24 protein-coding genes and 1 riboswitch are annotated in these 25,675 nt (G+C 47.2%); of the genes, 5 read left to right on the top strand and 19 right to left on the bottom strand.

Translation table 11 applies throughout. From position 1 onward, the window contains the following. Positions 1-29: 29 nt before the first annotated feature. From BMW45_RS12370 to BMW45_RS12355, 4 genes are all read right to left on the bottom strand, one after another. Positions 30-1,001: an ABC transporter permease gene (locus tag BMW45_RS12370; protein WP_025234622.1), complete on the bottom strand. Its 972-nt coding sequence runs from the start codon at positions 999-1,001 to the stop codon at positions 30-32. Positions 1,002-1,025: 24 nt separating this feature from the next. After that, complete coding sequence (locus BMW45_RS12365) at positions 1,026-2,093, bottom strand: zinc-dependent alcohol dehydrogenase (protein ID WP_025234623.1); 1,068 nt, start codon at positions 2,091-2,093, stop codon at positions 1,026-1,028. Positions 2,094-2,126: 33 nt separating this feature from the next. After that, positions 2,127-3,107: a sugar phosphate isomerase/epimerase family protein gene (locus tag BMW45_RS12360; RefSeq protein WP_092243974.1), complete on the bottom strand. Its 981-nt coding sequence runs from the start codon at positions 3,105-3,107 to the stop codon at positions 2,127-2,129. A gap of 69 nt (positions 3,108-3,176) precedes the next feature. Next, complete coding sequence (locus BMW45_RS12355) at positions 3,177-4,238, bottom strand: substrate-binding domain-containing protein (RefSeq protein WP_166433342.1); 1,062 nt, start codon at positions 4,236-4,238, stop codon at positions 3,177-3,179. A 324-nt stretch (positions 4,239-4,562) separates the two neighbouring features. Between BMW45_RS12355 and BMW45_RS12350 the strand changes: the two genes are divergently transcribed. The 3 genes from BMW45_RS12350 to BMW45_RS12340 are packed head-to-tail and all read left to right on the top strand — an operon-like array spanning position 4,563 to position 8,384. Beyond that, positions 4,563-5,360: a DeoR/GlpR family DNA-binding transcription regulator gene (locus tag BMW45_RS12350; protein ID WP_025234626.1), complete on the top strand. Its 798-nt coding sequence runs from the start codon at positions 4,563-4,565 to the stop codon at positions 5,358-5,360. A 22-nt stretch (positions 5,361-5,382) separates the two neighbouring features. Next, positions 5,383-6,834, top strand: coding sequence for an ATP-binding cassette domain-containing protein (locus tag BMW45_RS12345; protein ID WP_166433341.1), 1,452 nt, complete (start codon positions 5,383-5,385; stop codon positions 6,832-6,834). A gap of 47 nt (positions 6,835-6,881) precedes the next feature. Then, the gene (locus BMW45_RS12340) at positions 6,882-8,384 is read left to right on the top strand and encodes a xylulokinase (protein WP_092243965.1); all 1,503 of its coding nucleotides are present in this window, start codon (positions 6,882-6,884) and stop codon (positions 8,382-8,384) included. A gap of 184 nt (positions 8,385-8,568) precedes the next feature. Here the strand turns inward: BMW45_RS12340 and BMW45_RS12335 are convergent, their stop codons facing one another. From BMW45_RS12335 to BMW45_RS12300, 8 genes are all read right to left on the bottom strand, one after another. After that, positions 8,569-9,708 (bottom strand): type I phosphomannose isomerase catalytic subunit, encoded by a 1,140-nt coding sequence (locus tag BMW45_RS12335; RefSeq protein WP_092243962.1) that lies wholly within the window; start codon positions 9,706-9,708, stop codon positions 8,569-8,571. A gap of 142 nt (positions 9,709-9,850) precedes the next feature. Continuing rightward, a complete protein-coding gene (rlmH, locus tag BMW45_RS12330) occupies positions 9,851-10,330 on the bottom strand; it encodes a 23S rRNA (pseudouridine(1915)-N(3))-methyltransferase RlmH (RefSeq protein WP_092243959.1) in 480 nt (159 codons plus the stop codon). An 11-nt stretch (positions 10,331-10,341) separates the two neighbouring features. Then, complete coding sequence (locus BMW45_RS12325; RefSeq protein ID WP_092243956.1) at positions 10,342-11,370, bottom strand: alpha/beta hydrolase; 1,029 nt, start codon at positions 11,368-11,370, stop codon at positions 10,342-10,344. Positions 11,371-11,399: 29 nt separating this feature from the next. After that, positions 11,400-13,256, bottom strand: a complete 1,857-nt coding sequence (locus tag BMW45_RS12320) for a DUF6320 domain-containing protein (RefSeq protein WP_092243953.1) — start codon at positions 13,254-13,256, stop codon at positions 11,400-11,402. Positions 13,257-13,268: 12 nt separating this feature from the next. After that, positions 13,269-13,775 carry a GNAT family N-acetyltransferase gene (locus BMW45_RS12315; RefSeq protein ID WP_092243950.1) on the bottom strand — a complete coding sequence of 169 codons (507 nt, stop codon included), beginning with the start codon at positions 13,773-13,775 and terminating at the stop codon, positions 13,269-13,271. Between the two features lie 115 nt (positions 13,776-13,890). Continuing rightward, on the bottom strand, positions 13,891-14,589 hold the full coding sequence (locus BMW45_RS12310; protein WP_025234634.1) for a response regulator transcription factor: 699 nt from the start codon (positions 14,587-14,589) through the stop codon (positions 13,891-13,893). A gap of 21 nt (positions 14,590-14,610) precedes the next feature. Next, complete coding sequence (locus tag BMW45_RS12305) at positions 14,611-15,285, bottom strand: helix-hairpin-helix domain-containing protein (RefSeq protein WP_092243947.1); 675 nt, start codon at positions 15,283-15,285, stop codon at positions 14,611-14,613. Positions 15,286-15,387: 102 nt separating this feature from the next. Then, positions 15,388-15,813 carry a DMT family transporter gene (locus tag BMW45_RS12300; protein ID WP_025234636.1) on the bottom strand — a complete coding sequence of 142 codons (426 nt, stop codon included), beginning with the start codon at positions 15,811-15,813 and terminating at the stop codon, positions 15,388-15,390. Positions 15,814-16,017: 204 nt separating this feature from the next. Further along, a riboswitch (TPP riboswitch) is annotated at positions 16,018-16,116 on the top strand. 26 nt (positions 16,117-16,142) lie between these two features. On the opposite strand from BMW45_RS12300, the gene thiT reads away from it, so the two are divergent. Continuing rightward, the gene (gene thiT / locus BMW45_RS12295; RefSeq protein WP_092243944.1) at positions 16,143-16,814 is read left to right on the top strand and encodes an energy-coupled thiamine transporter ThiT; all 672 of its coding nucleotides are present in this window, start codon (positions 16,143-16,145) and stop codon (positions 16,812-16,814) included. Between the two features lie 61 nt (positions 16,815-16,875). Here the strand turns inward: thiT and BMW45_RS12290 are convergent, their stop codons facing one another. Together BMW45_RS12290 and BMW45_RS12285 are read right to left on the bottom strand one after the other, a co-directional pair. Next, positions 16,876-17,712 (bottom strand): bifunctional 5,10-methylenetetrahydrofolate dehydrogenase/5,10-methenyltetrahydrofolate cyclohydrolase, encoded by an 837-nt coding sequence (locus tag BMW45_RS12290; RefSeq protein WP_092243941.1) that lies wholly within the window; start codon positions 17,710-17,712, stop codon positions 16,876-16,878. Positions 17,713-17,732: 20 nt separating this feature from the next. Continuing rightward, positions 17,733-18,362: a cyclodeaminase/cyclohydrolase family protein gene (locus BMW45_RS12285; protein WP_092246415.1), complete on the bottom strand. Its 630-nt coding sequence runs from the start codon at positions 18,360-18,362 to the stop codon at positions 17,733-17,735. Positions 18,363-18,525: 163 nt separating this feature from the next. Between BMW45_RS12285 and BMW45_RS12280 the strand changes: the two genes are divergently transcribed. Continuing rightward, the gene (locus BMW45_RS12280; protein WP_092243938.1) at positions 18,526-20,157 is read left to right on the top strand and encodes a PucR family transcriptional regulator; all 1,632 of its coding nucleotides are present in this window, start codon (positions 18,526-18,528) and stop codon (positions 20,155-20,157) included. Positions 20,158-20,160: 3 nt separating this feature from the next. Here the strand turns inward: BMW45_RS12280 and BMW45_RS12275 are convergent, their stop codons facing one another. The 5 genes from BMW45_RS12275 to BMW45_RS12255 all read right to left on the bottom strand — a co-directional run bounded on the left by BMW45_RS12275 (position 20,161) and on the right by BMW45_RS12255 (position 25,674). Further along, complete coding sequence (locus tag BMW45_RS12275) at positions 20,161-21,120, bottom strand: DUF1177 domain-containing protein (RefSeq protein WP_092243935.1); 960 nt, start codon at positions 21,118-21,120, stop codon at positions 20,161-20,163. An 84-nt stretch (positions 21,121-21,204) separates the two neighbouring features. Continuing rightward, positions 21,205-22,458 carry a M20 family metallopeptidase gene (locus tag BMW45_RS12270; protein WP_092243932.1) on the bottom strand — a complete coding sequence of 418 codons (1,254 nt, stop codon included), beginning with the start codon at positions 22,456-22,458 and terminating at the stop codon, positions 21,205-21,207. 22 nt (positions 22,459-22,480) lie between these two features. Continuing rightward, the gene (locus BMW45_RS12265) at positions 22,481-23,467 is read right to left on the bottom strand and encodes an ABC transporter ATP-binding protein (RefSeq protein ID WP_092243929.1); all 987 of its coding nucleotides are present in this window, start codon (positions 23,465-23,467) and stop codon (positions 22,481-22,483) included. Further along, complete coding sequence (locus tag BMW45_RS12260; protein WP_207649069.1) at positions 23,460-24,494, bottom strand: ABC transporter ATP-binding protein; 1,035 nt, start codon at positions 24,492-24,494, stop codon at positions 23,460-23,462. The genes BMW45_RS12265 and BMW45_RS12260 overlap by 8 nt, the downstream gene beginning before the upstream one ends. Further along, positions 24,487-25,674, bottom strand: a complete 1,188-nt coding sequence (locus tag BMW45_RS12255) for a M20 family metallopeptidase (RefSeq protein WP_092243923.1) — start codon at positions 25,672-25,674, stop codon at positions 24,487-24,489. The genes BMW45_RS12260 and BMW45_RS12255 overlap by 8 nt, the downstream gene beginning before the upstream one ends. Position 25,675: the final 1 nt, after the last annotated feature.

Below are 25,675 nucleotides of genomic sequence, written 5' to 3'. Positions count from 1 at the left end.
CACCTCTGTTTTCTCATAACAGTCCTGCATTATTTGTTTTTCTTCTGAATCAGTACCGCCACCAGTATAATCAGACCTTTAATCACGATTTGAAGGTATGGATTCACGCCCAATAGATTCAGTATGTTGTTCATTACCGCCATGATCAGCACGCCTGCCAGGGTACAGATTAGGGACCCCCGTCCTCCTGCCATGGAGGTTCCGCCGATGACCACCGCCGCAATGGCATCCATATCGTAGCCGGTACTGCCGTTTGGCTCTCCTACCCGGACTCTTGCCGCCAGCATGACGCCGGCGATGGATGCGGTCAGGCCACAAAGACCGTATGCCATAATCTTATGGAATTTCACCTTTACGCCGGAGAGCCTGGCTGCCTCCGAATTGCTGCCTATGGCATAGATATGGCGCCCGAATACCGTCTTGTGAAGCAGCACCATGAAAATGATCATAAGGACCGCATACAACACCACGGCATAGGGGATGATCCCTCCCAGGGACTTGGAACCAAAGTTGGACCAGAACTGGGAAACCGAGCCTCCCGGCGCTCCATTGGTATATATGTAATTAAGTCCCCGCAGCACCTGCCCCGTGCCAAGGGTGATGATGAAAGCCTCTACCCCCCTGCACACAATGATGCTGCCGTTAATCAGGCCGATAATAAAGCCGAATAACATCACCAGAAGCACCGGTCCTAAATAGATGCCGGTACCGCCGGCCTGCACATAGGGCTCTGACATTCTTGCCATCACACAGGCTGCAATCGCCATAATACTGGTGACGGAAAGGTCAATTCCTCCTATGAGCAGTACCATTGTCATGCCAATGCTGACCACGCCCACAATGGATGCCTGCCGTAGGATGTTTGTAATATTTTTAAATGTGGGAAAAATCGGTGAAATCATGCTGGCAATCAGCAGCAGGATGATCAGCGCAAGATAGGGGCCGCTGATGGGATTATTTAATATTTTTTTCACCATTCCCGAAGCACTTTTTTGTTTCATGACTGAAATGTCCCCCTTATCGGTTTACTGATACAGTACAACCCGCTCTTTGGCCTCTGGGCTTACTAAAACCTTGACCAATTTCGGATTTCTGCGAATTTCATTGACAGCGTCTTCCAGTTCCTCAAGGGGAACAATCATGGAGATCAGAGGGGTAGGATCTACCCGGTCATATTTTAGAAGGGTCAGAACGTCGCCCCAGTCGTAACCAATGCCGGCGCAGCTTCCGCTGACCTTTTTCTCCTCCAGTACGAACTTCACCGGAGGAAGACTGGCGTAATCGTCATCTGCACAGATTCCGAAAGCCTCTACCTTTCCGCCTTTTCTCACCATCTGGAATGCCTGTTCATAGGTCTTTGAACTGCCTACGGCTTCCAGAACAAAATCGGCGCCTATGCCGTTTGTCAGCTTCATTACCTCAGCTATTACGTCAGGGGTCTCCTTGAAGTTGATTACATAGTCTGCCACCATGTCCTTAGCCATGGCAAGCCTGTCCTCATTGCCGTCAATGATGATCACCGGCGCAGCGCCTCTAAGCTTTGCGAGACAGGCATGGAGGATTCCAAGCCCGGCGCCGATAACTACCACGCTTCTTCCCATGACGCAGTCCATTTTCCTGGAGGCATTGATACAGGCGGTCAAAGGCTCCACAAAGGCCGCTTTCTCATCGGATACTTCATCCGGCACCACATATACATTTTTCCATGGGACCTTAACATACTCTGCAAACCCGCCGTTTACATGGATCCCGATCTGTTTGAATTCCGTACACAGAAGCGGCTCTCCGATGCGGCAATGATAGCAGGTACCGCATGGCTTGCAGATATCGCAGGTAACACGGTCTCCTAACTTTAATCCCTGCGCATTGGCTCCCAGTTCTTCAATGGTTCCATAGAACTCGTGTCCTGTAATTAAGGGAAGGCAAGCTACCTCATCTGCATATTTTCCCGTAAAGGAACCCCAGTCAGAACCGCAGATTCCGCAATATTTGATCTTAATCAGGACTTCATCCTCAGAAATCTCCGGTACCGGAACTTCTGAAAGTTCATAGTGATACGGCTGGGTCAGCACTTGTGCTCTCATTTTTCTCATATATTTTCTCCTTTGCTCTGTATATGTCTGATTTTATTTTGTAAACAGCGCATCACTGCGTCCTTCATAGGGAGCGTCGATCATCAGGGGACGCAGGAATTCTATGGTCTTTTTCACTCCGTCTGCCCTGCTCATGATTACATCTTCATGTTCGTAATTGAATACGCCGTCATATCCGGTGAGGAACAGCTCGCTGATCATACGTTTCCAATCCACGTCGCCCCAGCCGGGAATCCGGAAACGGAAGGAGCGGTCCAAACGGCCCCAGCCATCCTGCATGTACATATTTAACCCACCCTTTGCCAGGTTGTGATGGACGATTTCACAGTCCTTAGCATGAACCAGTGCGATCCTTCCCCTCAGTTCATCCACAAAGGTCTGGATGTTCACACCGGAGAACAGGATATTTGCCGGATCTAAATTGATGGCAAAGGCCGGATGGTGATCCACCACCTCCAAAAGCCTTAGTGCAGACTGAGTATCATACACCACATTGTTGGGATGCGGTTCAAACGCCACCTTTACGCCGTATTCCTTGTATTTATCAAGCACTCTGCCCCATTTTAGTGCAAACTGCTCTTCTTCGTATTTCCAGCCGTTTGGCTCCGGCCAATCGTTGATGTGTCCGTAATTTTCCATGCCGGAAAAGGCCACTACAGCAGGTACAGAAAGCTCTGCTGCAAGCTGTGCGCTGCGGATCATGCTTTCCGTTCCAAAGAGTATCTTCTCCTCCCTGGTCCCCTTGCAGGAGGATACGGTCCCATCACTGTAAGGTCCCATGATCAAAGGGGAATCCGCATGGTTGCTTAAGGAGGCGATGGTCAGGCCATGGCTTTCCACCATCTTTTTGATTTCCCCTGCCTTCTTGTTTTTTAGGATATCTTCCACATCAACCTGGCCGTTGCCCACATAAGTGGGCAGTTCCACGCAGTCGTATCCATTGTCTGCCGCAAGCTTTACCACCTCTTCCAGTGGCTTTTCCGAGTAGTTTACTACGCAAAATCCGATTTTCATCTATGTATCCCTCCTGGTCATCCTGACTGTTTTTGCTGCTGAGCGCTTACTGTGACTGCACCTGACTGATTAATAGGTCCAGTCATAATCATCCCCATCCGGAATCAGGTACTGGCCCATATTGTCCTTTGTTACAACAATGGAGTCCATCATGACGTCCTTCTCCTTTGGCCCCTGACCATCGATGCAGTCAATGGCCACATGAAGGGCATCCATGCTGGCTGCACAGGGGAACTGGGTCAGCCCCACGCAGCTGCCGTCCTTGATCATCTTCACCACGCCGTTGATACCATCCGCATTTGTAAAGACAATGCCTTCTTTGTCCCTTCCTGCCTCACGGATGGCATCCACTGCCCCCAGGGTCACGCCGCCATCCTGTGAAATGAATCCGTCAATTTCTCCCGGACCGAACTTAGCCAGACAATCTTCCATAAAGCTCTTACCCTTGCTGACCTCAAAATCCGTATACTGTCTCGCAATGATTTTAATGTTAGGATATTTGGAAAATACGGAGTCCTGCCCTTCTTTCTGGAAGTTATCCGTACTGGAGCCTGCCATAGTATCCAGAGCAATGATATTCCCCTTTGGCTCGCCGTAACGCTCTGTCAGAGCTTCCACCAGCATCCTGGCACATTCCGCACCGTTTTGCTTATCAGAATATCCTACAAAATGGGTGTAATCCTCTGTAGTGCAGGTACGGTCGAAGATGATGACCGGAATTCCCGTCTCAAATGCCGCCTCAATGCCGGGATTTGCTGCGTCTTCCACACACGGAGTAATCAAAATGGCATCCAGGTTCTGCTGGAGCATGGCTTCAATGTTGCTGTTCTGGGTGTTGGCATCATCGTGGGCATCTGTTTCCACCAGCTCCACTCCCAGCCGGTTGCATTCCTCCACCAGCATGTCCCTCATCTTTACACGCCAGCTATTGGATATAGAAGCGTTGGCAAATCCGATCCTGTATTTCTTTCCGGCTTCCGTCTCTGCTTTTGCTCCTGCTTCTTTCGCTGCTTCCCCAGTGGTCACACCCGTTCCATCCGGACTCTCTGCCGGTGCCTTATTCGCTGCCTGGCATCCGCTCATGGAAACCGCCATTGTCAATGCCATGAATACTGCTAATGCTTTCCTCATAATAACCCTCTCTTTCTTAAATACCTCCAATAATCTTGTAATAACGCCCCGGTGCTTTTGTACTGCTCTGCATAAATCAGATGCAGACATGACAAATTTTTAACAAAAACGATACTGATTTGGCCAAACAGTGGAAAGAAATGCGCTTTTTCTCTCCCGTTTTCGTCATTATAACATACGTTTTTTCGTTTTTCAACTATTTTCTTTTGTTTTCTTGCTTTTATTTTTTATTATTTTCGTTTATCTTTTTCTTTTTTTGTTGATTTTTTTCGTTTTTTATGCTATCTTAATAATGAAAACAATTATTATCGGGAGGAGGCATAAATGTTTAAAGCAGAAAGAATACAGCGGATCAAAGAGATTATATTTGAGCGCAAACAAATAGACGTTGCCACTCTCAGCTCTCTTTTAAATGTAACAGAGGTAACAATTCGAAACGATTTAGAGCAGCTGGAAAAAAGCGGTTTTTTGACCCGCAATCATGGAGGCGCTACGTTAAATGCCTCCGCCTTTCCAGAGGAACAGCTTCATACGGATCGGATGGACGGCTTAAATATTCCTTACGATAAGGAAAAGGAAGAGCTGGGACTGGTGGCTTCCCAACTGGTCCGGGAGCGGGAATGGATTTTCCTGGGCCCTGGCACCACCAGTTACTATATTGCAAAGGCCCTGTCCAAACGGCAGAATTTAAATATAATGACCAACAATTTTTATGTTGCCAATGTTTTCGGAAGCAATGCTTCAGTGCAGCTTCTGTTTCTGGGCGGGCGGATGCAGAATTCCGGAATGTATACCATACCGGAGGATTTAAACCGGGAGCTGGAGCATATTTATTTAAGCAAGTTTTTCTTTTCCGTAGATGGAGCCAGTATGGAAGGAGGCTATACTCTTACGGATATGAATGTGGTGGATATCATAAGGGCAGTGTCAGACCGCTGCCATGAGGCAATCATCTGCCTGGACAGCAAAAAGTTTGAACAGCGTTCTTTTATCCGTCTTGGGGATTTAACCAGCATTTCTACCATAGTTACCAACAATAAGATTCCCCAGGATTACCATCAGTACTACATGGAACACGGAATACGGGCATACACCTCCTATAATTTAAAACCTTTAAGCTAATATAATTTCATGAGGAATGTTTATGGATAAGTTTGTAATTCGTATGGAAAATGTCTGTGCAAAGCAATTTCCGGAAAGCCATATCAACTTCCAGGCGGCTTCCGGAGATATCACTGCGATTGTTGGAAGCAACGGCGAGGGGAAAACTACTCTTACCAGGATTCTTGCGGGCATCGTTCCCAGAGTGGGCGGGAAAATCCTGATAGACGGCAGGCAGCTGGATATCCACAGCATAACAAGCGCCCAAAGAAACGGGATCTATATGCTTCAGGAATCCCTTCAGCTTTTTTCAGGCAAAAGCATTATGGACAACCTGCTGCTGGGTATCGAAGAGCTTATTTTCCAGAAGCGTTTGTTTTACCCGGCGAAAGAAAAAAAGGAAGCCGTCTGTCGCTCCATCCTTAAGGAGCTGGGGCTGGACTTAGAATTAAACCAGCCTGTGGACCGCCTGTCCCAAGGGGAGAAATGCCTGCTTCAGATCGGCAGGGTTCTTTTATGTCGCCCAAAAATTCTGATTATGGACGAATTCTCCGCTTCTCTGACCAACCACGAAACCAGAAGGATCATGAATCTTCTGACAGAATTAAAAAAGAAAAATATCTGTGTCATACTTATATCCCACGAATACCCGGCCGTGATCCGGCACTGTGACTGCGTCTCCGTCATGGAACAGGGACAGATCACGGAGTCATATTCCAGAAAGGAACTTGGAGACGAGGCATTTGTAAAACGGGTGCTGTCATTTAAAAAGGACTTTTCCTATCCAAAGCTGCCCCATACGCCCGGAAAGCTGCTGCTTGCCGCAGACCATATTTCAAGCGGAAATCTCCATGACATTTCTTTTTCCCTGCAGGAAGGGGAAATTTTAGGAATCGCAGGGATCGTAGGCTCCGGCCGCACGACCTTGATCCAGGCCATTTCCAAAGAACGGGAAATCACCTCCGGCCATATGTATTATGCGCCTGTGCTGGAACGCTCCGGGGCCATCAGCTTCCTTCCGGGGGATTGCGGAAGTCAGACCCTTTTTACGGGAAAGGATTTAAGCTTCAACATCACAGCCTCCAATGTCCGGAAGGCTGCACGCTTTCATATGGTTTCCGGCCAGAAGCTGGATTTATATGCCCGGGATTTCATGGACCGTCTGAATATACGGAAAGTCTCCTGCCACGTTCCTGTGGAGCAGCTAAGCCGGGGAGAGCTGCAGAAGATGCTCATCGCCCGCTCCCTCCACCAGGAGGCCCGGCTTTATATTTTTGATGAGCCTTCCAGCTACTTAGTTTTAATGTCCAGAAGCGAGCTTTATAATATTTACAATGCCCTATTGTCCCGGAACGCTTCCATCATACTGATTTCCTCGGATTTCTCAGAGCTTATCGGCATGTGTGACCGGATACTGCTGTTAAAAGCAGGGGAACAGGTGGGGCTGTACCCTGCCGATACCATAACCAGCGATTTTCTATATTCCATTTTGTAATGGAATGGCCATTTTAATTTCTACATAACAGGAGAAGGAATAATTGTATGAAAAAATTAATTGCTTATGATTTGGGTACCGGAGGCATCAAAGCCTCACTGTTCTCTGAAAACGGGACATCTTTGGCAGATGTATTTATCCAGTATGACACCTTATTTCCCAAAGAACGCTTTGTGGAACAGCGCCCAATGGATTGGTGGAATCATGTCTGTCAGGCAACAAGGCAGCTTCTTGATAAGTCAAAATCTGATGCAGCGGATATCGCCGGTGTCGCTCTGTCGGGCCACAGTCTGGTGGCAGTGCCTCTTGACAGGAATGGAACTCTGCTGGCGGACCAGGTGCCCATCTGGTGCGACATGCGGGCAGAGGAAGAAGCAGTGGAATTATTTAAGGATCTGGACTATGACCAGTGGTATCTTACCACCGGAAATGGAGATCCGGCGGAATGCTACACAGTTACCAAATTGATGTGGATGAAAAAGCACCAGCCAGAACTGTACTCCAGGGTTTACAAAATTCTGGGCTCTAAGGACTTTATCAACTATATGCTGACCGGAACCATGTGTACGGACCCCTCCTATGCCTCGGGATTCGGCGTATTCAATCTTACTGCATGGGATTATGAACCCAGGTTTATGAATGCTGCAGGTATCAGTCCGGAGATATTCCCGGAAATCCGGCCTAGTGATTCCATCATCGGGAGGGTTACACAGACTGCGGCACAGATGACCGGCTTGGCTGAAGGGACCCCGGTTGCCTGCGGGGCAGTGGATAACACCTGCATGGCCCTTGGCGCCAGGGGACTGGCGGAAGGGGTGGCGTATACGTCCCTGGGATCTTCCAGCTGGATTGCCGTTACCTCTTCCAAACCAGTTGTGGATCCGGTAACCAGGCCTTTTGTATTTGCCCATGCAAAGAAAGGATATTATACTTCCGCGGTATCCATTTTCTCCGCCGGAAACTCCTTCCGCTGGATCCGGGATAACCTTTGCCGGGATTTTACAGATGATACGGATACATACGATGCCATGAACCGGATGGCAGAACGTGTCCCTGCCGGAAGCAATGGGGTGCTGTTTAATCCCTCCCTGGCAGGCGGAAGCGCCCAGGAGCCGTCCTCCGGACTTCGGGGCGGATTTATGGGATTGGCCCTTCACAATACCCGGGAAGACCTGGTGCGTGCATCCATGGAGGGCATTGCCATGGCCCTGCGCTGTACCCTTGATATCCTGCTGACTCAGACCTCCATAAACGGAGAAATGCTGATCTGCGGGGGCGGAAGCAAAAGTGCGGTATGGCGGCAGATTTTTGCAGATGTTTATAATCTGCCTGTTTTAAAAACCAACATTGACCAGAATGCCGCTTCTCTGGGTGCTGCTGCACTGGCGGCTAATGGGTGCGGACTGTGGGAAGGATATGACCGCATTACGGAAATCCATCAGACGGAAGATATTCTGCTTCCGGATAAGGAAGTCAATGCGTTGTATGAAAGGCTTTTGGTTGTTTATCGGAAATGGACGAAGGATTTGGCGGAATTGAGTGAGATGTAAGCATGGCGCCTTGCCCCATGAAGGCGATAGTACTATCATATCAGCGGCTTACTAGAATGTGCGCCGATTACAAATAAAAAATCCCGGATTGCCTGCTATTGGCAATCCGGGATTTTATATCTTAGCCCGTTAATCTCTCTCCTGCCGATTCCTGGCAGTATATAGGAATTAAATATTTATGGTCTTATTGACGACCTAATTCCGGCCCAAAGCACTGAATCAGCTTCAAGCAGCTTCCTTCTTCAGCCTTCCATCGGAGCTCCTGAATCCCGGCAGGCAGAAAGAACTGATCCCCCTGCTTGACTTCTTCCTGCCTGACCTTCTCATTGCTGGCGGCTTCCTGTACGTCATTCCTTTCTTCCAAAAGCAGTTTTCCACTGCCCTCCAAAACATAAACAGCACTGCAGCTATTCTGCTTCAGACTCATGACATCTTTTATTTCCACCATATCCATACAAAAGCATGGAGTTTCTTCATATCCAACCAAACGGATCCGGCGGTTTTTCCCCTCTTCTTCTATAACCTTTGCCGGAATGAACCACCGTTTCTTCGCTTCCTCCTCTGAGAAATTTTCATAATGGAAGCATTCAAACATCTTCTCAAAGCCCAGTCCCTGATGGCACATGGAATCCGCCACCTGATACCCTGACGGCGTCACCCGCTCCACCCGGATGGTGTAGTCCGTAGGCTCCTGGATTTCCACCAGAAAGCAACCGGCACCAATCGCATGAGGAACGCCGCCTTCGATCAGAATGGTATCCCCCTCCTGTATTTCAAACCGGTGCAGGCATTCCAGTATGGCCCTGATATCCTGGCGAAGAAAGCAGTCCTTCCAATGTTCCGGTGTCACACCCGGACGAAAGCCAAGATAAACATAAGGCTTTTCTCCATGTATTTCTCTGCCCCCAAGTATATGCCAGCATTCTGTTTTTCCGTATTCTGAATGAAACAATTCCCTGGCCTTCTCTTTATCCGGATGCACCTGGACAGCCAGCCGCTCTGCTGAATCAATCAGCTTCACCAGCACCCCCAGGGTTGCCCCCAGCTGTACTGCATGCTCTTCTCCCAGATATCCGGCGGGATCTGATTCAATCAGCTCTTTAAAAGACACCGACGGCCGATCTGCAAGCATGCTCAGGCCCTCTGTCAATTCTTCTCTCCCTGCATTCCTGGCAGCCACAAGAGAGGCAATCCATTCCTCCGGAAAATGATCGTCTTCTCCTGTTTTAGCTCCGTGAAATTGTTCCAGCAGTTTTCCCCCAAAATAAGTCCTCCAGGCCCTGGAGCCTGTCAGACGAATGGGATAATCTTTTCTTATTTCCATGATTTCCCTCCATATTTCCCCAAACAATCACTTAAGAGCCATTCTGGACTAACTGCTTGCCGCCAAAAGCATATTCCCTGACGGGATTTATAATCCAACACTTTCCTTTATCAATCAACATATACATTCCGGATTTCTCCGCTTATTTATGATACGGCTCCCCGCTGATAATCCGATAACTCCGGTAAACCTGCTCCAGCAAAACAACTCTCATCAGCTGATGTGGAAACGTCATCCTGGAAAAGCTCAGCTTATAATCCGCCCGCCTTAAAACAGCATCAGAAAGTCCCAAAGATCCGCCGATCACAAAAACAATATGGCTCACTCCTCCGATTCCAAGGCCGTTTATTTTCTCCGACAGTTCAACCGAATTGAGCATTTCCCCATCAATTGCCAACGCGATCACATAAGCCCCATCCTTAATCGAAGAAAGGATTCTTTCCCCTTCTTTATCCTTTATCTGCCTTTCGACTGCCTCGCTGGCCGAGTCCGGTGTTTTTTCGTCAGCCACCTGTACGATATCCAGTTTGCAGTAGCGGCTCAATCGTTTGCTGTATTCCCCGATGGCATCTGTATAAAACTTCTCCTTTATTTTTCCCACAGTTACCAGCGTAATCTTCATTGGTGTCTCCTTTATGCGTCCAGTTCTTTCTTCATCATGGCAATGAGAAGCTTAACCATATCTCTTGCCGGCTTTGTGTGCTCTGTTTTCACCTTTCGCACCACTTTTCCATCAGGTTTGACATTGATATTAAAAATGATCCGTAAAAACGACTCCACTTCATCCCATGCCTCCCGGCTCTCGGGGATCAAGTCCAGTCCCATCTGAAATACATGAAACATTCCCTCATAAACGGAAACCCGCCGCTTCACTCCTGCATTTTTTAACTTCTCAGCCACAGTCAGCGTATCGCTTAAAAGCACCTCATAGCTTCCCACCTGCATGAGAACAGGAGGAAAGCCTTCATATTCCCCAAATACCGGAGAAATATAAGGAAGGCCAGGATCCTCTCCCCCAATATATTCCGAATTGTAAAGCATATTATCCTTAGAATTTCCAAACAGCGGATCGATCTCGTAATTTGACAAACGGCTTTCCCCGCTGTTGGTTAGATCCGTCCACGCAGACATGGTGATAAACCCTCCGGGAAGGGCAATTCCATGATCTTTTAAATACAGCCCTAAGGCCAGGCTCAATCCGCCTCCGGCAGAATCCCCGGCTACCGCAATATGCTCCGGCCGGTACCCTTTTTCCTCAATTAGCCACTGATAAGCAGCCACTGCATCCTCCAAAGCCGCCGGATATGGATGTTCCGGTGCCACCCGGTAGTCAAGGGTCAACACGTCCCCGCCGTAGCTAAGCTTTGAATACCGGACCGCAAATCTCCGGTAAATGTTCTTCATAGGCCCGATGTATCCGCCGCCGTGAAGCTGTAAGATCACCCGGTCCGTCACCACTCCCACTGGGCGCAGATACTCCATTTTCAAATGCTCCAGCTCTATGATTTCATATTCATAACCCGCCGGACGGACCCAGGCAGGCTCCACCGGATTTTTCCTCAGTTCTCCGGTCCGGATAGGCTGTTTTAACGAAGTTTCCATTACATTCTGCATCATATCCCTCACAAGATTTCCTCTTACACTCACTTTTCTTCGGCTCATCAACAATCCCCTCCTTTTCCGGCATCTTTTTACACATGAAACCGCCTTTTCAGTTCAGTTTTCACACTTCGATCTCCAAGCACAATCGTAACGGCAAGAATGATCACTGTCACCGTCACAGTAAACAGGGCCAGAAACGGTCTGGTTAGAAGGCCTGTCGCCCATAAAATCAAAGGAATAAAGCTGAACACTGTAACAGCAATCTGATACATAAAATAGCTCTGCCAGTTCATACGGTTCACCAGAATCAAAAAAACAATGGAAAGATCCGCAAACAAAATGGTGCTTGGAATTCCGTAATTCACTGACCAGCCATTATAACCCGTAGAATGATCCAGGGCCACTAAAAGTATTTGCGCAGCTACCGTCTGCAAAAGGATCTTAGATGCCAGATTTGCATGGCGCAAAACAGAATATTCAACGGTAAGAGCTGTATATGCCATAAGCCCGATGGCAATGATGGACCATAGCGATCCGGAATAGGTGGCATAATTGATCATCCCTAAAACAGCCCCCACAAAAAACAGCAATCCATAAAAGACAGTAACCAGCTTCTTAAGACGTTTCCTGTCATACCGGATCTGGGGATACATACCAAGATCATCCCTGTGATCCGGAACGCCGTTGCTCTCAAGGCTCACCGGAATATTCATTTCTCTAAGAAAACCGAAAAAACGATCCTGAAGCCTGGTATCCTGAAATACGGATGTAAAGGTCACAATGACCTCTTCTCCATAGGAGCAGACCGCACATTTCATAGGCTGCCTCTTGGAAACACCGATCATGATAGAGAACCGCTCGATTTCCTTCCTGTAATCCTCTTCAATATCAATCGGACCGATATTGGAAAGAGTCATGGTGTAGGCCTTCTCATTTTTCCGGAAAACCAGGTTTAATGCACACCATTTTACAAAAAGGGGCGCGGCCCGCAGATACCACTTCTTTTCATTGGAAACATTATAGGAGATGATTTGTTCCATCTTTTCCTTTGTGATCTTTGAATCCATCTGGCTGCTTACCGCTTCCAGTACCTCGGTAAAGGTATGTTCCTCACTGGTGGATAAAAAATCAATAAGCGTCACCGCAAAAAAATTCGCAGTTGTCTCCGAGCCGAAAAAGGTCCGCAGGTTAATGGGGATACTGATGCCGATGGATTCCTCACAAGGCTTTCCATCAAGATATTCCTGATAGATCGTAAAGATCAAAGCCGCCGTCAAAAATCTGGTGATGCTGACCCCATAGCTTTTAGCGACCGTTTTAAGCATCTTTAAGTCCACATAACCGTGAAGAACATTTTCCTCATCAAGAGGAAGGGCTTCTCCTGCCAGGTGGTAAGCTCTTCTTGAGCTGTATTTACGTTTTTCGGTCTTTTTATAATGACGGACGTAACTATCCTCCACATTCATGGATACATCCGATGATATCTTCTGAGACGCCCGGTGTCCGGTCCTTGAATTCTTCTTAAGATCCAGATACCGGTAAACAAGGGCCTTTAAAAAGTTCACCGCTCCCAGGCCGTCTGTAACTGCATGGAATACCTCCAGATTGATCCGCCTGTCAAAATATGTGACCCGGAACAAATAAAGCTGATTACTGTGAGGATCAATGAACTTGCAGGGGTAAGTCGTTTCCCGTTCAATGACCGGCATCCTCATATTGTCCTCAAAATAATACCAGAAAAATCCCCTCCGCAGCCTCACCGAGAATCCCTCAAACTGAGGAAGGATCTCTTCCAGTGCCCGCTGTAAGGTGCCCGGATCCACCTCTTCCTTTAAAACCGCAGAGATCCGGAATACATTGCTTAAATTTTCACTGGCTATGACCGGAAATATCTTTGCCGTATTGTCAAGCCGTCTCCACCGCTCTCCCTGGGGGCTTCTCTTCATACTGACGGTGCCTCACTTCCCTGTATCCATAAAATCAAGCCGCATATCATACCAGACGGCTCCTCCGTGCACAGATCCGGACACTCCCATGTTCTGGTATCCGAATTTTTCGTAATAGTGAATCAGCCTGTCCTTGCAGGTGAGTATCATTCCTTTCCTGCCACTTTTCCCTGCTTCTTCAATAAAACGTTTCATAAGCGCAGCGGCAACTCCCCGTCCCCGCCATTCTTTTATCACATCAAGTCCAAACACGCTTTGGTAAGCACCATCTGGGTTATGAAAATCTGCTTTTTCAAACATTTCGTCACAGATTGTATTCCCATCTGTAACGCATCCATTAATAAAACCGATGATCGTCCCGTCGGAAAACTCCGCCACAAGGAAGCTTTCAGGAAAATGATCGAACCTCTGCAAAATGGCTTCTCTCCCTGCCGCCTCTTCCGGCGGAAAACAGAGGGCCTCCACTTCCACCACCTGGTCCAAATCCTCTTTTCTTACTTTTCTAATGCTGTAATCCATCCTATCGTTTCCCCGTTTCCAAAATTGATTCTGATCTATGGAATTTTCTCTCCCAAAATTTAAAGAAAAGGCGGATTTCCCCGGTCTCCCGTCAGAAATCCTCCTCTTTCATTTACTAGACGCGGAAATAATATCCTACGCCCCACTTGGTATGCACATATTTAGGATCGCTTGGACTGGGTTCGATCTTCTCCCTAAGACGCCTTACATGAACGTCTACCGTCCGTACATCCCCCGTATCCATAGCTTTATTTCCCCATACATAAGTAAGAAGCTGTTCCCTGCTGTAAACCTTACCCGGATTGCAGGTAAGAAGCTCCAAAAGGTCAAACTCCTTTGCCGTTAAATTGATCTCTTTTTCAGCAATGAACACTCTCCTGCTGTCCCGGTCCAGCTTCAAATCGCCTTCTTTTATCACCTGGCTGTCTTCCTGGTTATCCCGCTTATTCTTCTTGGCATTCCGGCGCAGGATAGCCTTGATCCTGGCCTTTACCTCAAGAATGTTAAAAGGCTTTGTAATATAATCGTCGGCACCGTATTCCAGGCCCAGGATCTTATCCATATCATTGCCCTTTGCCGTCAGCATGATAATGGGCATCTCGGAAAATTCCCGGATGGCCTGACATACTTCATATCCGTCATATTTGGGAAGCATGACATCCAACAGGACCACATCATACTCTTTCTGTTTTGCCAGATTAATGGCTTCCTCTCCGTCATAGGCACAGTCCACTTCCATACCGTCCTGTTCCAGACTGAATCTCATTCCTTTTACGATGAGTTTTTCATCATCAACTACTAAAACGCTTGCCATACTACACCTCTATCCTCTATTTCAAACCGTTATATCATCTTTTATTTTTTGAAACGCCGCATCTTTGATGCCGGATATCTTCATGATATCCTCGATCTTTTGAAATCCGCCGTGGCTATCCCGATACTTAAGAATATCAGCTGCCTTGGCTTCTCCGATTCCCCGAAGGGTCATCAGTTCCTCTTTGGTGGCTGTATTTAAATTTACCTTGTTTCTTTGTACGTTAGATGAAGCCTCTGCCTGTAAGGAAATTTCTCCCCTGGCCTTTGCCGCTTCCACATCTTCCTTACCAGGGACCACGATCTTCATGCCGTCCTTGACCTGCTCCGCCATATTTAAATATTCTGCCGCAGCCTGGTCTGTGACTCCGCCTGCTTTCTCGATTGCCTGAAAAACCCGGCTTCCTTCTTTAAGCTCATAAACACCGGGAGAAATAACTTCTCCGCAGATATGTACATAGAAAGGCAGGGCCGTTTCCTCACCTGCACTTCCTAAGCTGGTCTCTTCTGCCGTTAAAGCCGCCGGGCCATCACCTGCTCCAATTCCGGTAACCGTTTCCCCGGAAGATAAAGCCGATTCCTCTGACAGAGAAATCCCTGACCTGCGAACCTCCTGGCTTCTGCTCAAGCCGTAACATACACCCGCCCCTAAGACACACAGGGCGATAAGGATGATTTTAACTTTCTTGTAATCCATGATATCCCTCCTCTTACAAAAATCTCCAAAAAAGGATACCATCTTCAGCCTATGTTACTATTCTACCTAAAGAAATAAGTAAATACAAGCACTATTTCCAAATTAATTAAATATCATGATTCCGATAATGGCAACAACCGCGCCGATCAGCTTCTTCCATTCAAATCCTACCTTTTCAACACCGAACAAGCCAAATAACTCGATGGCGTAGGCAACAATGATCTGGGAAATTACAATAATCAGAGCCGCTTTGGCCGGCCCCAGCGTCCCCATACTCCTTACTACGGTATAGGTAATGAATGCACCCAAAACGCCGCCTATCAATAAGTACTTTGGCTGTACGTCAAATAGACCGGTAATGTTCTCCCTGCCGGAGAAATACCACAGAATGAGGCAGGTCAAAAATGCAGTCAGCTGTACCCAGCCTGTAGAAACCCACATGCTGGTCTGCTTTGTCACTCCCGTATTAAAAACTCCCTGTATGCTCATAAGCGCTCCGGATATAAGAGCAATAATAAAGCCTGTCATTAAAACAACCTCCGTATCTCCAATTTGTTAATAATAAATCAAGCGGACCTTATTTCAACTTTACTGCTTTTACTAGGTTGTGCTTAATTTGCATTTTTATACTGAATTTACAATTTGGTTATGGATCAGACATGAAAAACATGACTTGATAAGGCTTGACAAGCCTGTGTATTTGCGCTATACTCACAGCAAAATTGTATAAATTACACACGCTAGGGGAGCCATTGGCTGAGATTGGTAGAAACCAAACCCTCACTACTTGAACCGGATAATGCCGGCGTAAGGAAGCAATAGTAGTCCCCTCCTGCGCACACAAAGGAGGATTTTTTATGTCATTTTTTCTAACTTACTCTGCGGAAAGTGAAGAGTATTTATTAAAGCCGGCAGGATACTTGCTGGTGATTGTTCTATTTGCTGCAATCTTTTTTGCCCTGCATCTTCTTGGCAGATCGTCTTCTAAATCTCAAAAGCTGCAGACCCGCCAGCTGGTTTACTGCGCAGGCGCGATGGCGCTTGCAACGGTAACTTCCTTTATCAAAGTAGCTTCCCTTCCTTTTGGCGGCTCCGTCACTCTGTTTTCCATGATGTTCATCTGCCTCATCGGTTATGTTTACGGTGTAAAGGCCGGGATCACGACCGGTGTAGCCTACGGAATTTTACAGTTTATCACGAACCCCTATATATTCGCTCCGATCCAGGTTCTTCTTGACTATCCCTTGGCATTCGGTGCTTTGGGGCTTTCCGGTCTGTTCAGTAATAAAAAGCACGGTCTTGTAGCCGGATATATTGTGGGCGTTACGGGTCGGTACTTATTCCATGTTATCTCCGGTTATATATTCTTTGCTTCCTATACACCGGAGGGCATACCCCCATTGGTTTATACTCTGGGTTATAATGCCACTTATATCCTGCCAGAGTTAGTATTAACCGTATTAATCCTGTATTTCCCACCAGTACTGGGAGCTATCGGACAGGTGAAGCGGCAGGCATTAAACGGATAAAAAACAGAGGCACTGCTTTTTCTGCAGCGCCTCTGTTTTACTTTTTCGCATAAAAAGAGTTTTATCTTTTAAGGGCAGCCAACACCAGATGCCTTGCCAGCACAGCCGTTGTCACCGCTCCTACACCTCCTGGTACAGGAGTTGCCATGGAGGCAGTTCCTTCTAAAGAATCAAAATCCACATCTCCGCAAAGCTTTCCGTCTTTGTCCACATTGATTCCCACATCAACCACTATGGCATCCGTACCTACAAAAGATGCATCCACCATCCTTGCACGACCGGCAGCAGCCACAAGGATCTGAGCATTTTTACAGGTTTCCTTTAAATCTTCCGTACGGGTGTGGCAGATGGTAACCGTAGCGTTCTCTTTCAGCATCAGCATGGATAAGGGGCGGCCAACTACCATACTTCTGCCCACGATGGCTACTCTCTTTCCTGTCAGGGCAATATCATTGGCTTTTAGGACTTCCACCACCGCTTCCGCCGTACAGGGTGCAAATCCGGTATTGTCTCCGGCAAATACCCTGGCGATATTTTCTGGTGATATGCCATCCAAATCTTTTCCCGGGTCAATCATATGCTCAATATCCTTTTCCTTGATCTGCTTTGGCAGGGGACGAAGGAGAAGGATGCCATCGATGTCCGGGTTTTCATTGATCTTTGCAAATTCTTCCTTAAATGCTTCATCAGTGATGTCCTGGGGAAATGCAAAGCTTTCCCCCATCAGACCGAAGCTTTCCATCTTCTTTAAAGCTCCCCGCTCGTAGGATAAGTCATCCGGCCGTTCTCCTACCCGCACAATGGCAAGCTTTGGAGTTTTTCCCTTTAAATCAGTCAAAAGCGTTTCTACCTGTTCCTTGATTTTTGCAGATACGGCTGCACCCTTTAAGGTTATCACGTCTGTTTTCCTCCTCCTTATTATGCCTTTAACGCAGCTTCCACCTTCGCATAGATGGCATCTGCCTTTCTGATTCCTTCTTCTGCCAGGTGTTCCGCCTGAACCTGTAGCTGTCCGGCCTTTTCCCGATTCTTCATGGACTTTGTATTGATGGAAACATTCATCTTGGCTCCCAGCAGTGCGGAACGGATAAACTGAACTCCCACGCCTACGTCACTGACAGCCAGACGGCTTCCCTTTTCTGCCAGGATCTCCATGATATCAAGAGTTTCCATGGAACGCTCCATGACCATGAGAGGAACCAGAGTGGCTGCAAGAAGGTGGGTTTCTAAGATTTCCGCCTTATGGAGTTTTTCTTCCTCCGTGCCGGAGGGGAGGCCGTATGCAGCCGCCAAAGGAACAAATACAACTTCGTCTTCATCTGCAAGCCTTAAAAATTCGCTTTTCAAAACTTCCAGCTTTTCAAGGATTGACTGCATTTCTTCTTCCACATCGGCATACCGCTTCTTGCCAAGAGTTAAGTTTACCACCATCTCTCCCAAAGCCGCTCCTATGGCACCGCCAAGACCTGCTGCCCCGCCACCGCCCGGCGTTGGGCTTTTTGAGGATAGTTTTTCAAGGAATGTGTGAATTGTAAAGTCCTGTATCATAATATTGATCCGCCTTTCCAACCGCATTTTATTTTCCATTATTATATAAGGCTTTCTGTAAAAAAACAAGTTTAACTTGTCAAGTGAAACAGTCAATGCTATGATTGTCAAAAATAATCAAGTCCCTGGTTAATCTTTGTTTTTGAATGAAAAGGAGCATGAAATGAAATATCCTCCCTTGACCCTTGGATGGTTTATATATGAAACCCCCATAGATAATCTGGAATTCATTGGAGAAGATGAAGCTCTTCATAAAACCATCACCGGCATCAGCGTGCTTGATAATCCTGACGGTGTAAAGTGGATAAAAAAGAATGAAATCGTTCTTACAACGGGTTACATTTTTTATAATGATTTTGAAATCCAGAAAAAAATAATTGCGGACCTCCATGCCATTGACTGTACCGCATTCTGCATTAAAGTGAAACGTTTTTTTGACAGGATTCCCGACTCCATGATCGAAGAGGCTGCCAAGTATGGACTTGCGCTTGTTTCGGTGCCTTTTTATCATGGTTATACCAACATAATAAATATAATAAACGAAAATCTTATTGAGCAGAAAATTTTAAGGCAGCAATTCATCCTCAGCGAGGCGGAAAAATTTCATGAATCCTTTTTTAATAGAGAAGGAATCATGAAAATGCTTGAGCGGATATCTAATTATACCAATTCCATGACAATGATAACCACAACTACTGATTTCCCCATATATTACCGCATTCCGCCCAAAGAATACGGGGATTTTTCCAGAATTCACAAATTGCAGATCCAGCCGTTCAATTCCCTGCCGGAGAAAACACCAAAAGAGCTCGTCAGAAAACGTAACTTTTACTGCAATGACACACTCCTTACCTTTCATACCTTTCTGCTTCCCGACAACAAGCATTACTTATGTATTGATATCACCAAAAAAGAAATCGACACCACCATCATGGAAGTCCTTAAGCAGATATTCTCCGTACTCGCGCTGGAACTCACATCCATGCAGATTCAAAACAGAGCCTTTTCCCAGGAAAATTATTATGATTCTTTTTTCTATATGCTTTCGGACATTAAAAATAAATCCATTGAGGAAATTCGGGTGATTTGCGATGCCTATTCCTTTCCAAACGACTTAAAAAAGGTATGCATCACCCTGGAATGCCAGTCAAAAGAAAGCAAGCTTTTCCGCAGCCTCTACAATGCCGTAAACCAGGGACTGATCCATTTGAGCCATAAATACTTCTTATGCCACAACGAAAACCGTATTGTTATTTTTCTCCTGTATCCGAAACAAATACCTAATGTGGAGGCGCTCTCACTGTCCAATCAGGCTGCCCTGCAGCTGTCGGATTATTTAAAGGATTATCAAACCTTTTTCAGACTGGGGATCAGCCGCTGCCATACTACCTGCACTTCCATTGCAAAGGCATATGAAGAAAGCCTGCAGACATTACACCTGCAGACCTCCGACCGCCAAACCGCCCACATTCATTCTTATACCAGGCAATTTGCTTATCATCTTTTAAACCAGCTGACCACTTATGAAAGAGAAAAAATATACGAAGATACCGTCAGCAGCCTTGCTATCTATGATTCCGAGAATAAAAGCGAGCTTCTTGTGACCCTTAAGGCGTATTTGGAAAACTCTATGAATCTGACTGAAACCGCTCAGAAGCTTTTCATCCACAGGAATACCCTGACCGCCCGGCTATCTGCCATCAAAAAGCTTCTGTGCAGCGATATCACAGCCATTGAGGACATCTTCCGTCTGTATTTGGGAATCTGCGCCTGGGAGCTGTTAAAAAACACTTAAATCCTAAGCGTCGTCGTCACATTCGTTTCCTGTTCCCAGGGTTTGAAAATGTCCCATGGTTCCATATAAATACTGGATCCTATCAAACTCCATTTCATCATAGAAACTGCATTCTCCCCTGCCGTAAGCCTTAGCAACCTCCAGCATGAACCTTGCCGCCTCTTCACAATCCGTGATATGGGTTGCACCGGTTGCGCATCCTGCGACCGGCGCCTCCGTTGTTATGGCAACTCCGATCACGGGTGCTTTTGTGGCGGTTGCTGGCTGAAGAATGCTGTTTAAGTGATACAGTCCGTTTCCATAAGGCGTGATATCCTGCTGGGAAAGGGCGTATACATAAGGCAGTTTTCCTGTTGTTGTCTGCATCAGATCCAAAATGCTCTCGGAAACCCGCAATATGTATCCTTCCTTTACAGTAGGAGAAACGGCAAAACCTCTGTTGTTGATGATCCTGTTTCCCTTTGTGGTATCAACGGATAAAATGGCATCCAGCTCCACCGTTACCTCTTCCTGATTCACCTGCGCCATATTCACCGGAGAATCCATAAACGGAACCGGCTTGTGCTCTCTGGTGGGCGCATCCGGGCAGATATGGGTGGATATAAAAACATCGCCATCCAGATAGTCCCCCTTGTTCTGCATGTCCAGCAGTTTCGCCGCTAAGGATAAGGCGATAAGGGCCCCATCCCCGTCAGAGACAAAGCCGATCCTCTCCGGTCTGGCTCCCAGGCCTCCCAATCTTCCAAGCAGTCCGATGGTCGGGGCATCTAAACCTTTTGCCTTTCCTTTCGCTCCGGGAATCCTTACCTTAATCATATCTGTTTTTCCCTTTTGTCCCACCAAGGTATATACTTCCACGTCAGCATCCGGCCTGATGGTTTTTAAATACTCCATTGCCCCCTTTCCGTTTGCATAGCTGCTGTCAAGCAGGTCATGTACCTCTATCAATTGTTTCATCAACATTGCGAATCCTCCAAAAATTTATTCTCACGAAAGCAGCGGTCAGGCGCCAGGCGGCCTGACCTTGGTGACTGCCTGCGGGGTGTTTTACAAAACCTCCATAAGATCACAAATAGCACCTATATAAGTTTTGGCAGCCGTGACCACGTCCTGGATCTGGACCGTTTCATTATAGGAATGAATCCCAACCGTATTGGAAGGGCCGAACTGGATGGTGGGGATTCCAAGCAGCCGGTAATCCCTGGCATCACTTGATGCCCACTGGTAGGCAGGTATGACCTCTCTTCCCAATAATTCTTCTGCATTTTTCTTAAATGCCAGGACAATGGGGGCTTCATGGTCGGTGAAGTTGGCTTCGCTCTTATAATGAAGCTCATACTCCACCCCCTCTGCTCCGCTGGCCTCCATGATCTGTTCTAATACCTCTTCAATCTCTTCTTTGCGGACTCCGATGGGCAACCGTACATCAACAATAGCCTCACAATAATCAGGAACCATATTGTGCCTGGTTCCTCCTTTTATAAGGCCTACATTTGTGGTCACATGATCAATAGCCCTTCCTAATCCAGGAATATTATTTTCTTTCTCCGCCAGCATCTGGGAATCCTTTAATGGCTTTTGCTGCCTGTCTGTAAAATGGCCCTTTATTTCCGTGAGCATGGAGATATGGGGAAGAACCCTGGATAATTTCAAAATAGCATTCTCTCCCTTAAAATTTCCTAGACTTCCATGGGCCGATTTCCCAAAGGCCTTCAAGGTCAGAAGAAGGCCTCCCTTTTGTCCGATCTCAATGGTATTCATAGATGTTGGCTCCGCCACCAGACAGGCATCGGCATGGTCCGCATAGCCGTTGGCACACAGCCACTGGGTTCCGAACTGCCCTCCGCTTTCCTCATCGGAAACTATGTGGAGCCTGATGTTCCCATTTAACGGAACATGCTCTCTTTTCAAAAGGGAAAGGGCAAATAAAACGCCGGCCACCCCTGCCTTCATATCAGAGGTCCCTCTGCCTAAGATCTGGGTCTCTGTGATCTCACCGGAAAAGGGATCAAAATCCCACTGGCTTAAATCACCGGCCGGCACCACATCCACATGACCGTTAATAATCATGGAAAATCCCGTTTCACTTCCGATCCCTGCTACAATGCAGGGATAATCCGGATTGCAGCCGGTTTCTTTAAACTCAATCCCTGCTTTCCCAAGAAATGTTTCCACATAATCAATCACGCCTCTCTGGGTACCCGTAGGATTTTCGCTTTTTATCTGAATCAGTTCCGATACAAGCTGTATCAATTCTTCCCTATGCTCATCCACATAGTGCAGAAGTTCCTTTTTTGTCATCCCATAATCCTCCGTTTCCGGTTTACTTTTTTTCGTATAGGAAGCAGGCCACCTGATGTCCCTCTTCTCCCTGTTGTTTCAGCCTTGGCATTTCGTTTTTGCACCGTTCCATGCACTGAGGGCACCGTCCAGCCAGGGGGCAGCCCTTTCGTTCTCCAATGGGGCTTGGAACCTCTCCCTGAAGTACGATCCGCTCTTTTTCCTCATCAGGGCATTCCGGAGGAATCGCCGATAACAGCGCCTGGGTATACGGATGCAGGGGATTCTTATAGATATCTCCTCCGTTGCAGATTTCCACGATCCGCCCAAGATACATGATTACGATTCTGTCGCTGACATATTTTACAACGCTTAAATCATGGGATATGAACACATAAGTAAGATTGTATTCCTTTTGAAGCTTCTTTAAAAGATTGATTACCTGGGCCTGAATGGATACATCAAGAGCTGATACCGGCTCATCACAGATGATCAGCCTGGGATTTATGGATATGGCACGGGCCACGTTCAGACGCTGCCTCTGCCCGCCTGAAAACTCATGGGGATACCGGTTCATATGCTGCACATCCAGCCCTACCTGTTTCAAAAGCTCTAAAACCCTCTGCTCCATCGCTGCTCTGCCTTTTACGGTTTTATGAACCACCATGGGTTCAGAAACAGAATCAGCCGCAGTATGCCTGGGATCCAGTGAAGAATAGGGATCCTGGAATATCATTTGAATGTTCCTGCACATTTCCAGCTTATCCTTTGCTCTGACTCCCAATATGCTTTTTCCTTCAAACAGGATTTCCCCTTCTGTCGGTTTATGTAAGCCTACCAGGCACCTTCCCAGGGTGGATTTCCCGCATCCTGATTCTCCTATGACACCAAGTACCTCTCCCTCATGAATATCTAAGTCGATTTCCTGCAGCGCATGAAGAACCGCTTTTTTGCTCCCCAGCTTCTTTCCTTTTATCTGGAAATCCTTAGACAAGCCTTTCACTTGTAAGATCATCCTTTTCTCACTCATGTTGTTTCACACCTCCCCGAAAAAGACGGCTTTCCTCCCTTTGCCTGTGACAGGCAACGAAATGCCCCGGCTCAAGTTCCTTTAAGTCAGGAACCTGGTTTCTGCACAGTTCCTCTGCATATGGGCAACGGTTGGAAAAATTACAGCAGGTTCCCGTCAATCTTAAATCCGGCGGGGTTCCCTGGATCGTTGCCAGCTCTTCTCCGGAATTGCTGCTCAGCTTCGGCATGGAATCCAACAGTCCCCAGGTGTAAGGATGAAGGGGATTGTGATGCAATTCCTTACAGGACGTATACTCAACGGTCTTTCCCGCATACATCACCATGACGCTGTCACACATCTGCCATACCACACCAAGATTATGGGTAATCAGTAGAATGGCCATCCCGTTTTTCTCCCGCATATCCTTTAACAGCTCCAGCACCTGTGCCTGAACCGTCACATCCAGAGCTGTCGTGGGTTCATCCGCAATGATCAGTTTCGGATTGCTGCACAGGGACATTGCTATGATTACCCGCTGGCACATGCCGCCTGACAATTCATAGGGATAGGAATCCATCCGCCGCCCGGCATCCGGTATTCCAACCATTCTTAAAGCTTCTTCTCCCATGCGGTAAGCCTCCTGCCTGCTGACCTTGTGATGGGCGCAGATCATTTCCACCATCTGATGGCCTACCTTAAATACCGGCGAAAGGGAAGTCATGGGATTTTGAAAAATCATGGAAACATCCCGGCCCCGGAAGGACAAAAGCTCCCTTTTTCCCAGCTTCAATACATCTGTTCCGTCAAAGTCTATGCTGCCGCTTACAATTTTTCCGGTTCTGGCCGGCAGCAGCCGGATGATCGAGGAGGAGGCAACGCTTTTTCCTGACCCTGACTCTCCCACAATTCCCATGATTTCTCCCCGGTTTATGTGAAAGCTCACTCCATCGACTGCTTTGCTCACGCCGCTTGCCGTATAAAAATATGTTTTTAAGTCATTCACTGTTAATAATACTTCTCCCACAGCAGCACCTCCTTTACTCATATTTTTTATTCATTTCCGCAAAGCTTTGCTTTACCTTTTCCATTGCTTCAGGTGAGGACAGCAGATCCGCCGCTGTAAAAGCCATGGCTTTGGCTCCCACCAACACAGCCCTTCTGCCGGACATACTGCCGCAGGCCTCCTCAAATTCCTTCGTATGGCCTCTTAAGCCGGGAACCACCTGGATATAGGACTGGAGTCCTGGAATGACATGAGTAAGATTCCCCACATCGGTACAGCCGATTCCAAGTTCTTTTCTCCTTGGCATTACCTTTTCTCCAAGGTCTTCTAAGTTTCTTAAAAGAAGCTTTTCAAGCTGGCTGTTATTGCGGATATCTTCATAGGTATACCCATCCCATTCATACCGGAACCTGGTTCCTGTCATAGTCCCAAGGGACTGTCCTGCCTCCAGAAACTCCTTCAATATCTGTTCTTTAAATCTCTTGTCAAAAGACCTGACCGTAAATTTAGCTTGGCAAAAATCAGGAATATGGATAGGATCCTTACCTCCGTTTGTAATAACCCCAAGGATCGTTCCCCTGCCGTTCCAGCGCAGGCGCTGTCCGCCTATATACTGGAATAACTGAAGCAAGGGATCCAGGGCACTGTTTCCTTCTTCCGGCCAGGTGGCTCCATGAGCGCTCTTACCTTGATATTCAACGGTCAGATCTGTCTTTGAATAGGAAATATCATTGACTACCGTTTCATTGGCAGAATGGAGGATCATTGCCGCATCAAGGCCCTGGAATGCTCCTTTCTCCAGCAAAATGACCTTCCCCCCTCCTCCCTCTTCCGCAGGGGTTCCAAACACAGAGATCTTCCCCCCAAGACGGTGGATGACAGACTTTACTCCAAAACCGGCTCCCACAGCCATTGCTGCCATCAGGTTGTGACCGCAGGCATGTCCCATTCCGGGAACCGCATCATATTCTGCCAGAAAGCCGATATGAGGCCCCGGCTTTCCGCTGTCATATTCCCCGCGAAAGGCCGTATTCAAACCGCAGATTTCTTTTTCCACTTTAAATCCGTAGTTCTCCAAAAGTTCCCATATGGCTCTGCTGGATTTGAATTCGTTAAAATTATATTCAGGATTTTCCCAGAGGTATCTGGCAAGTCCCCACAAATCTTCTCCTTTTTCCTCAATGCTCTGATCCACATCTTTTTTTATCCTGTTAATATCCATA

The sequence above is a fragment of the Lacrimispora sphenoides genome (assembly GCF_900105215.1).
Classification (GTDB): domain Bacteria; phylum Bacillota; class Clostridia; order Lachnospirales; family Lachnospiraceae; genus Lacrimispora; species Lacrimispora sphenoides_A.
The sequence above is the reverse complement of the archived record's forward strand: the minus strand, read 5'-3'. Positions and strand labels throughout refer to the sequence as shown.

Excerpts from the sequence above, each read along its gene's own strand:
- BMW45_RS12325 (WP_092243956.1), bottom strand. The coding sequence starts at position 11,370 with ATGAGCCGAAGAAAAGTGAGTGTAAGAGGAAATCTTGTGAGGGATATG.
- BMW45_RS12365 (WP_025234623.1), bottom strand. The coding sequence starts at position 2,093 with ATGAGAAAAATGAGAGCACAAGTGCTGACCCAGCCGTATCACTATGAA.
- BMW45_RS12360 (WP_092243974.1), bottom strand. The coding sequence starts at position 3,107 with ATGAAAATCGGATTTTGCGTAGTAAACTACTCGGAAAAGCCACTGGAA.
- rlmH (WP_092243959.1), bottom strand. The coding sequence starts at position 10,330 with ATGAAGATTACGCTGGTAACTGTGGGAAAAATAAAGGAGAAGTTTTAT.
- BMW45_RS12340 (WP_092243965.1), top strand. The coding sequence starts at position 6,882 with ATGAAAAAATTAATTGCTTATGATTTGGGTACCGGAGGCATCAAAGCC.
- BMW45_RS12335 (WP_092243962.1), bottom strand. The coding sequence starts at position 9,708 with ATGGAAATAAGAAAAGATTATCCCATTCGTCTGACAGGCTCCAGGGCC.
- BMW45_RS12270 (WP_092243932.1), bottom strand. The coding sequence starts at position 22,458 with ATGACAAAAAAGGAACTTCTGCACTATGTGGATGAGCATAGGGAAGAA.
- BMW45_RS12275 (WP_092243935.1), bottom strand. The coding sequence starts at position 21,120 with ATGTTGATGAAACAATTGATAGAGGTACATGACCTGCTTGACAGCAGC.
- BMW45_RS12345 (WP_166433341.1), top strand. The coding sequence starts at position 5,383 with ATGGATAAGTTTGTAATTCGTATGGAAAATGTCTGTGCAAAGCAATTT.
- BMW45_RS12370 (WP_025234622.1), bottom strand. The coding sequence starts at position 1,001 with ATGAAACAAAAAAGTGCTTCGGGAATGGTGAAAAAAATATTAAATAAT.
- BMW45_RS12265 (WP_092243929.1), bottom strand. The coding sequence starts at position 23,467 with ATGAGTGAGAAAAGGATGATCTTACAAGTGAAAGGCTTGTCTAAGGAT.
- BMW45_RS12260 (WP_207649069.1), bottom strand. The coding sequence starts at position 24,494 with ATGAGTAAAGGAGGTGCTGCTGTGGGAGAAGTATTATTAACAGTGAAT.
- BMW45_RS12285 (WP_092246415.1), bottom strand. The coding sequence starts at position 18,362 with ATGATACAGGACTTTACAATTCACACATTCCTTGAAAAACTATCCTCA.
- BMW45_RS12305 (WP_092243947.1), bottom strand. The coding sequence starts at position 15,285 with ATGGATTACAAGAAAGTTAAAATCATCCTTATCGCCCTGTGTGTCTTA.
- BMW45_RS12280 (WP_092243938.1), top strand. The coding sequence starts at position 18,526 with ATGAAATATCCTCCCTTGACCCTTGGATGGTTTATATATGAAACCCCC.
- BMW45_RS12300 (WP_025234636.1), bottom strand. The coding sequence starts at position 15,813 with ATGACAGGCTTTATTATTGCTCTTATATCCGGAGCGCTTATGAGCATA.
- BMW45_RS12255 (WP_092243923.1), bottom strand. The coding sequence starts at position 25,674 with ATGGATATTAACAGGATAAAAAAAGATGTGGATCAGAGCATTGAGGAA.
- BMW45_RS12315 (WP_092243950.1), bottom strand. The coding sequence starts at position 13,775 with ATGGATTACAGCATTAGAAAAGTAAGAAAAGAGGATTTGGACCAGGTG.
- BMW45_RS12320 (WP_092243953.1), bottom strand. The coding sequence starts at position 13,256 with ATGAAGAGAAGCCCCCAGGGAGAGCGGTGGAGACGGCTTGACAATACG.
- thiT (WP_092243944.1), top strand. The coding sequence starts at position 16,143 with ATGTCATTTTTTCTAACTTACTCTGCGGAAAGTGAAGAGTATTTATTA.
- BMW45_RS12350 (WP_025234626.1), top strand. The coding sequence starts at position 4,563 with ATGTTTAAAGCAGAAAGAATACAGCGGATCAAAGAGATTATATTTGAG.
- BMW45_RS12310 (WP_025234634.1), bottom strand. The coding sequence starts at position 14,589 with ATGGCAAGCGTTTTAGTAGTTGATGATGAAAAACTCATCGTAAAAGGA.
- BMW45_RS12355 (WP_166433342.1), bottom strand. The coding sequence starts at position 4,238 with ATGAGGAAAGCATTAGCAGTATTCATGGCATTGACAATGGCGGTTTCC.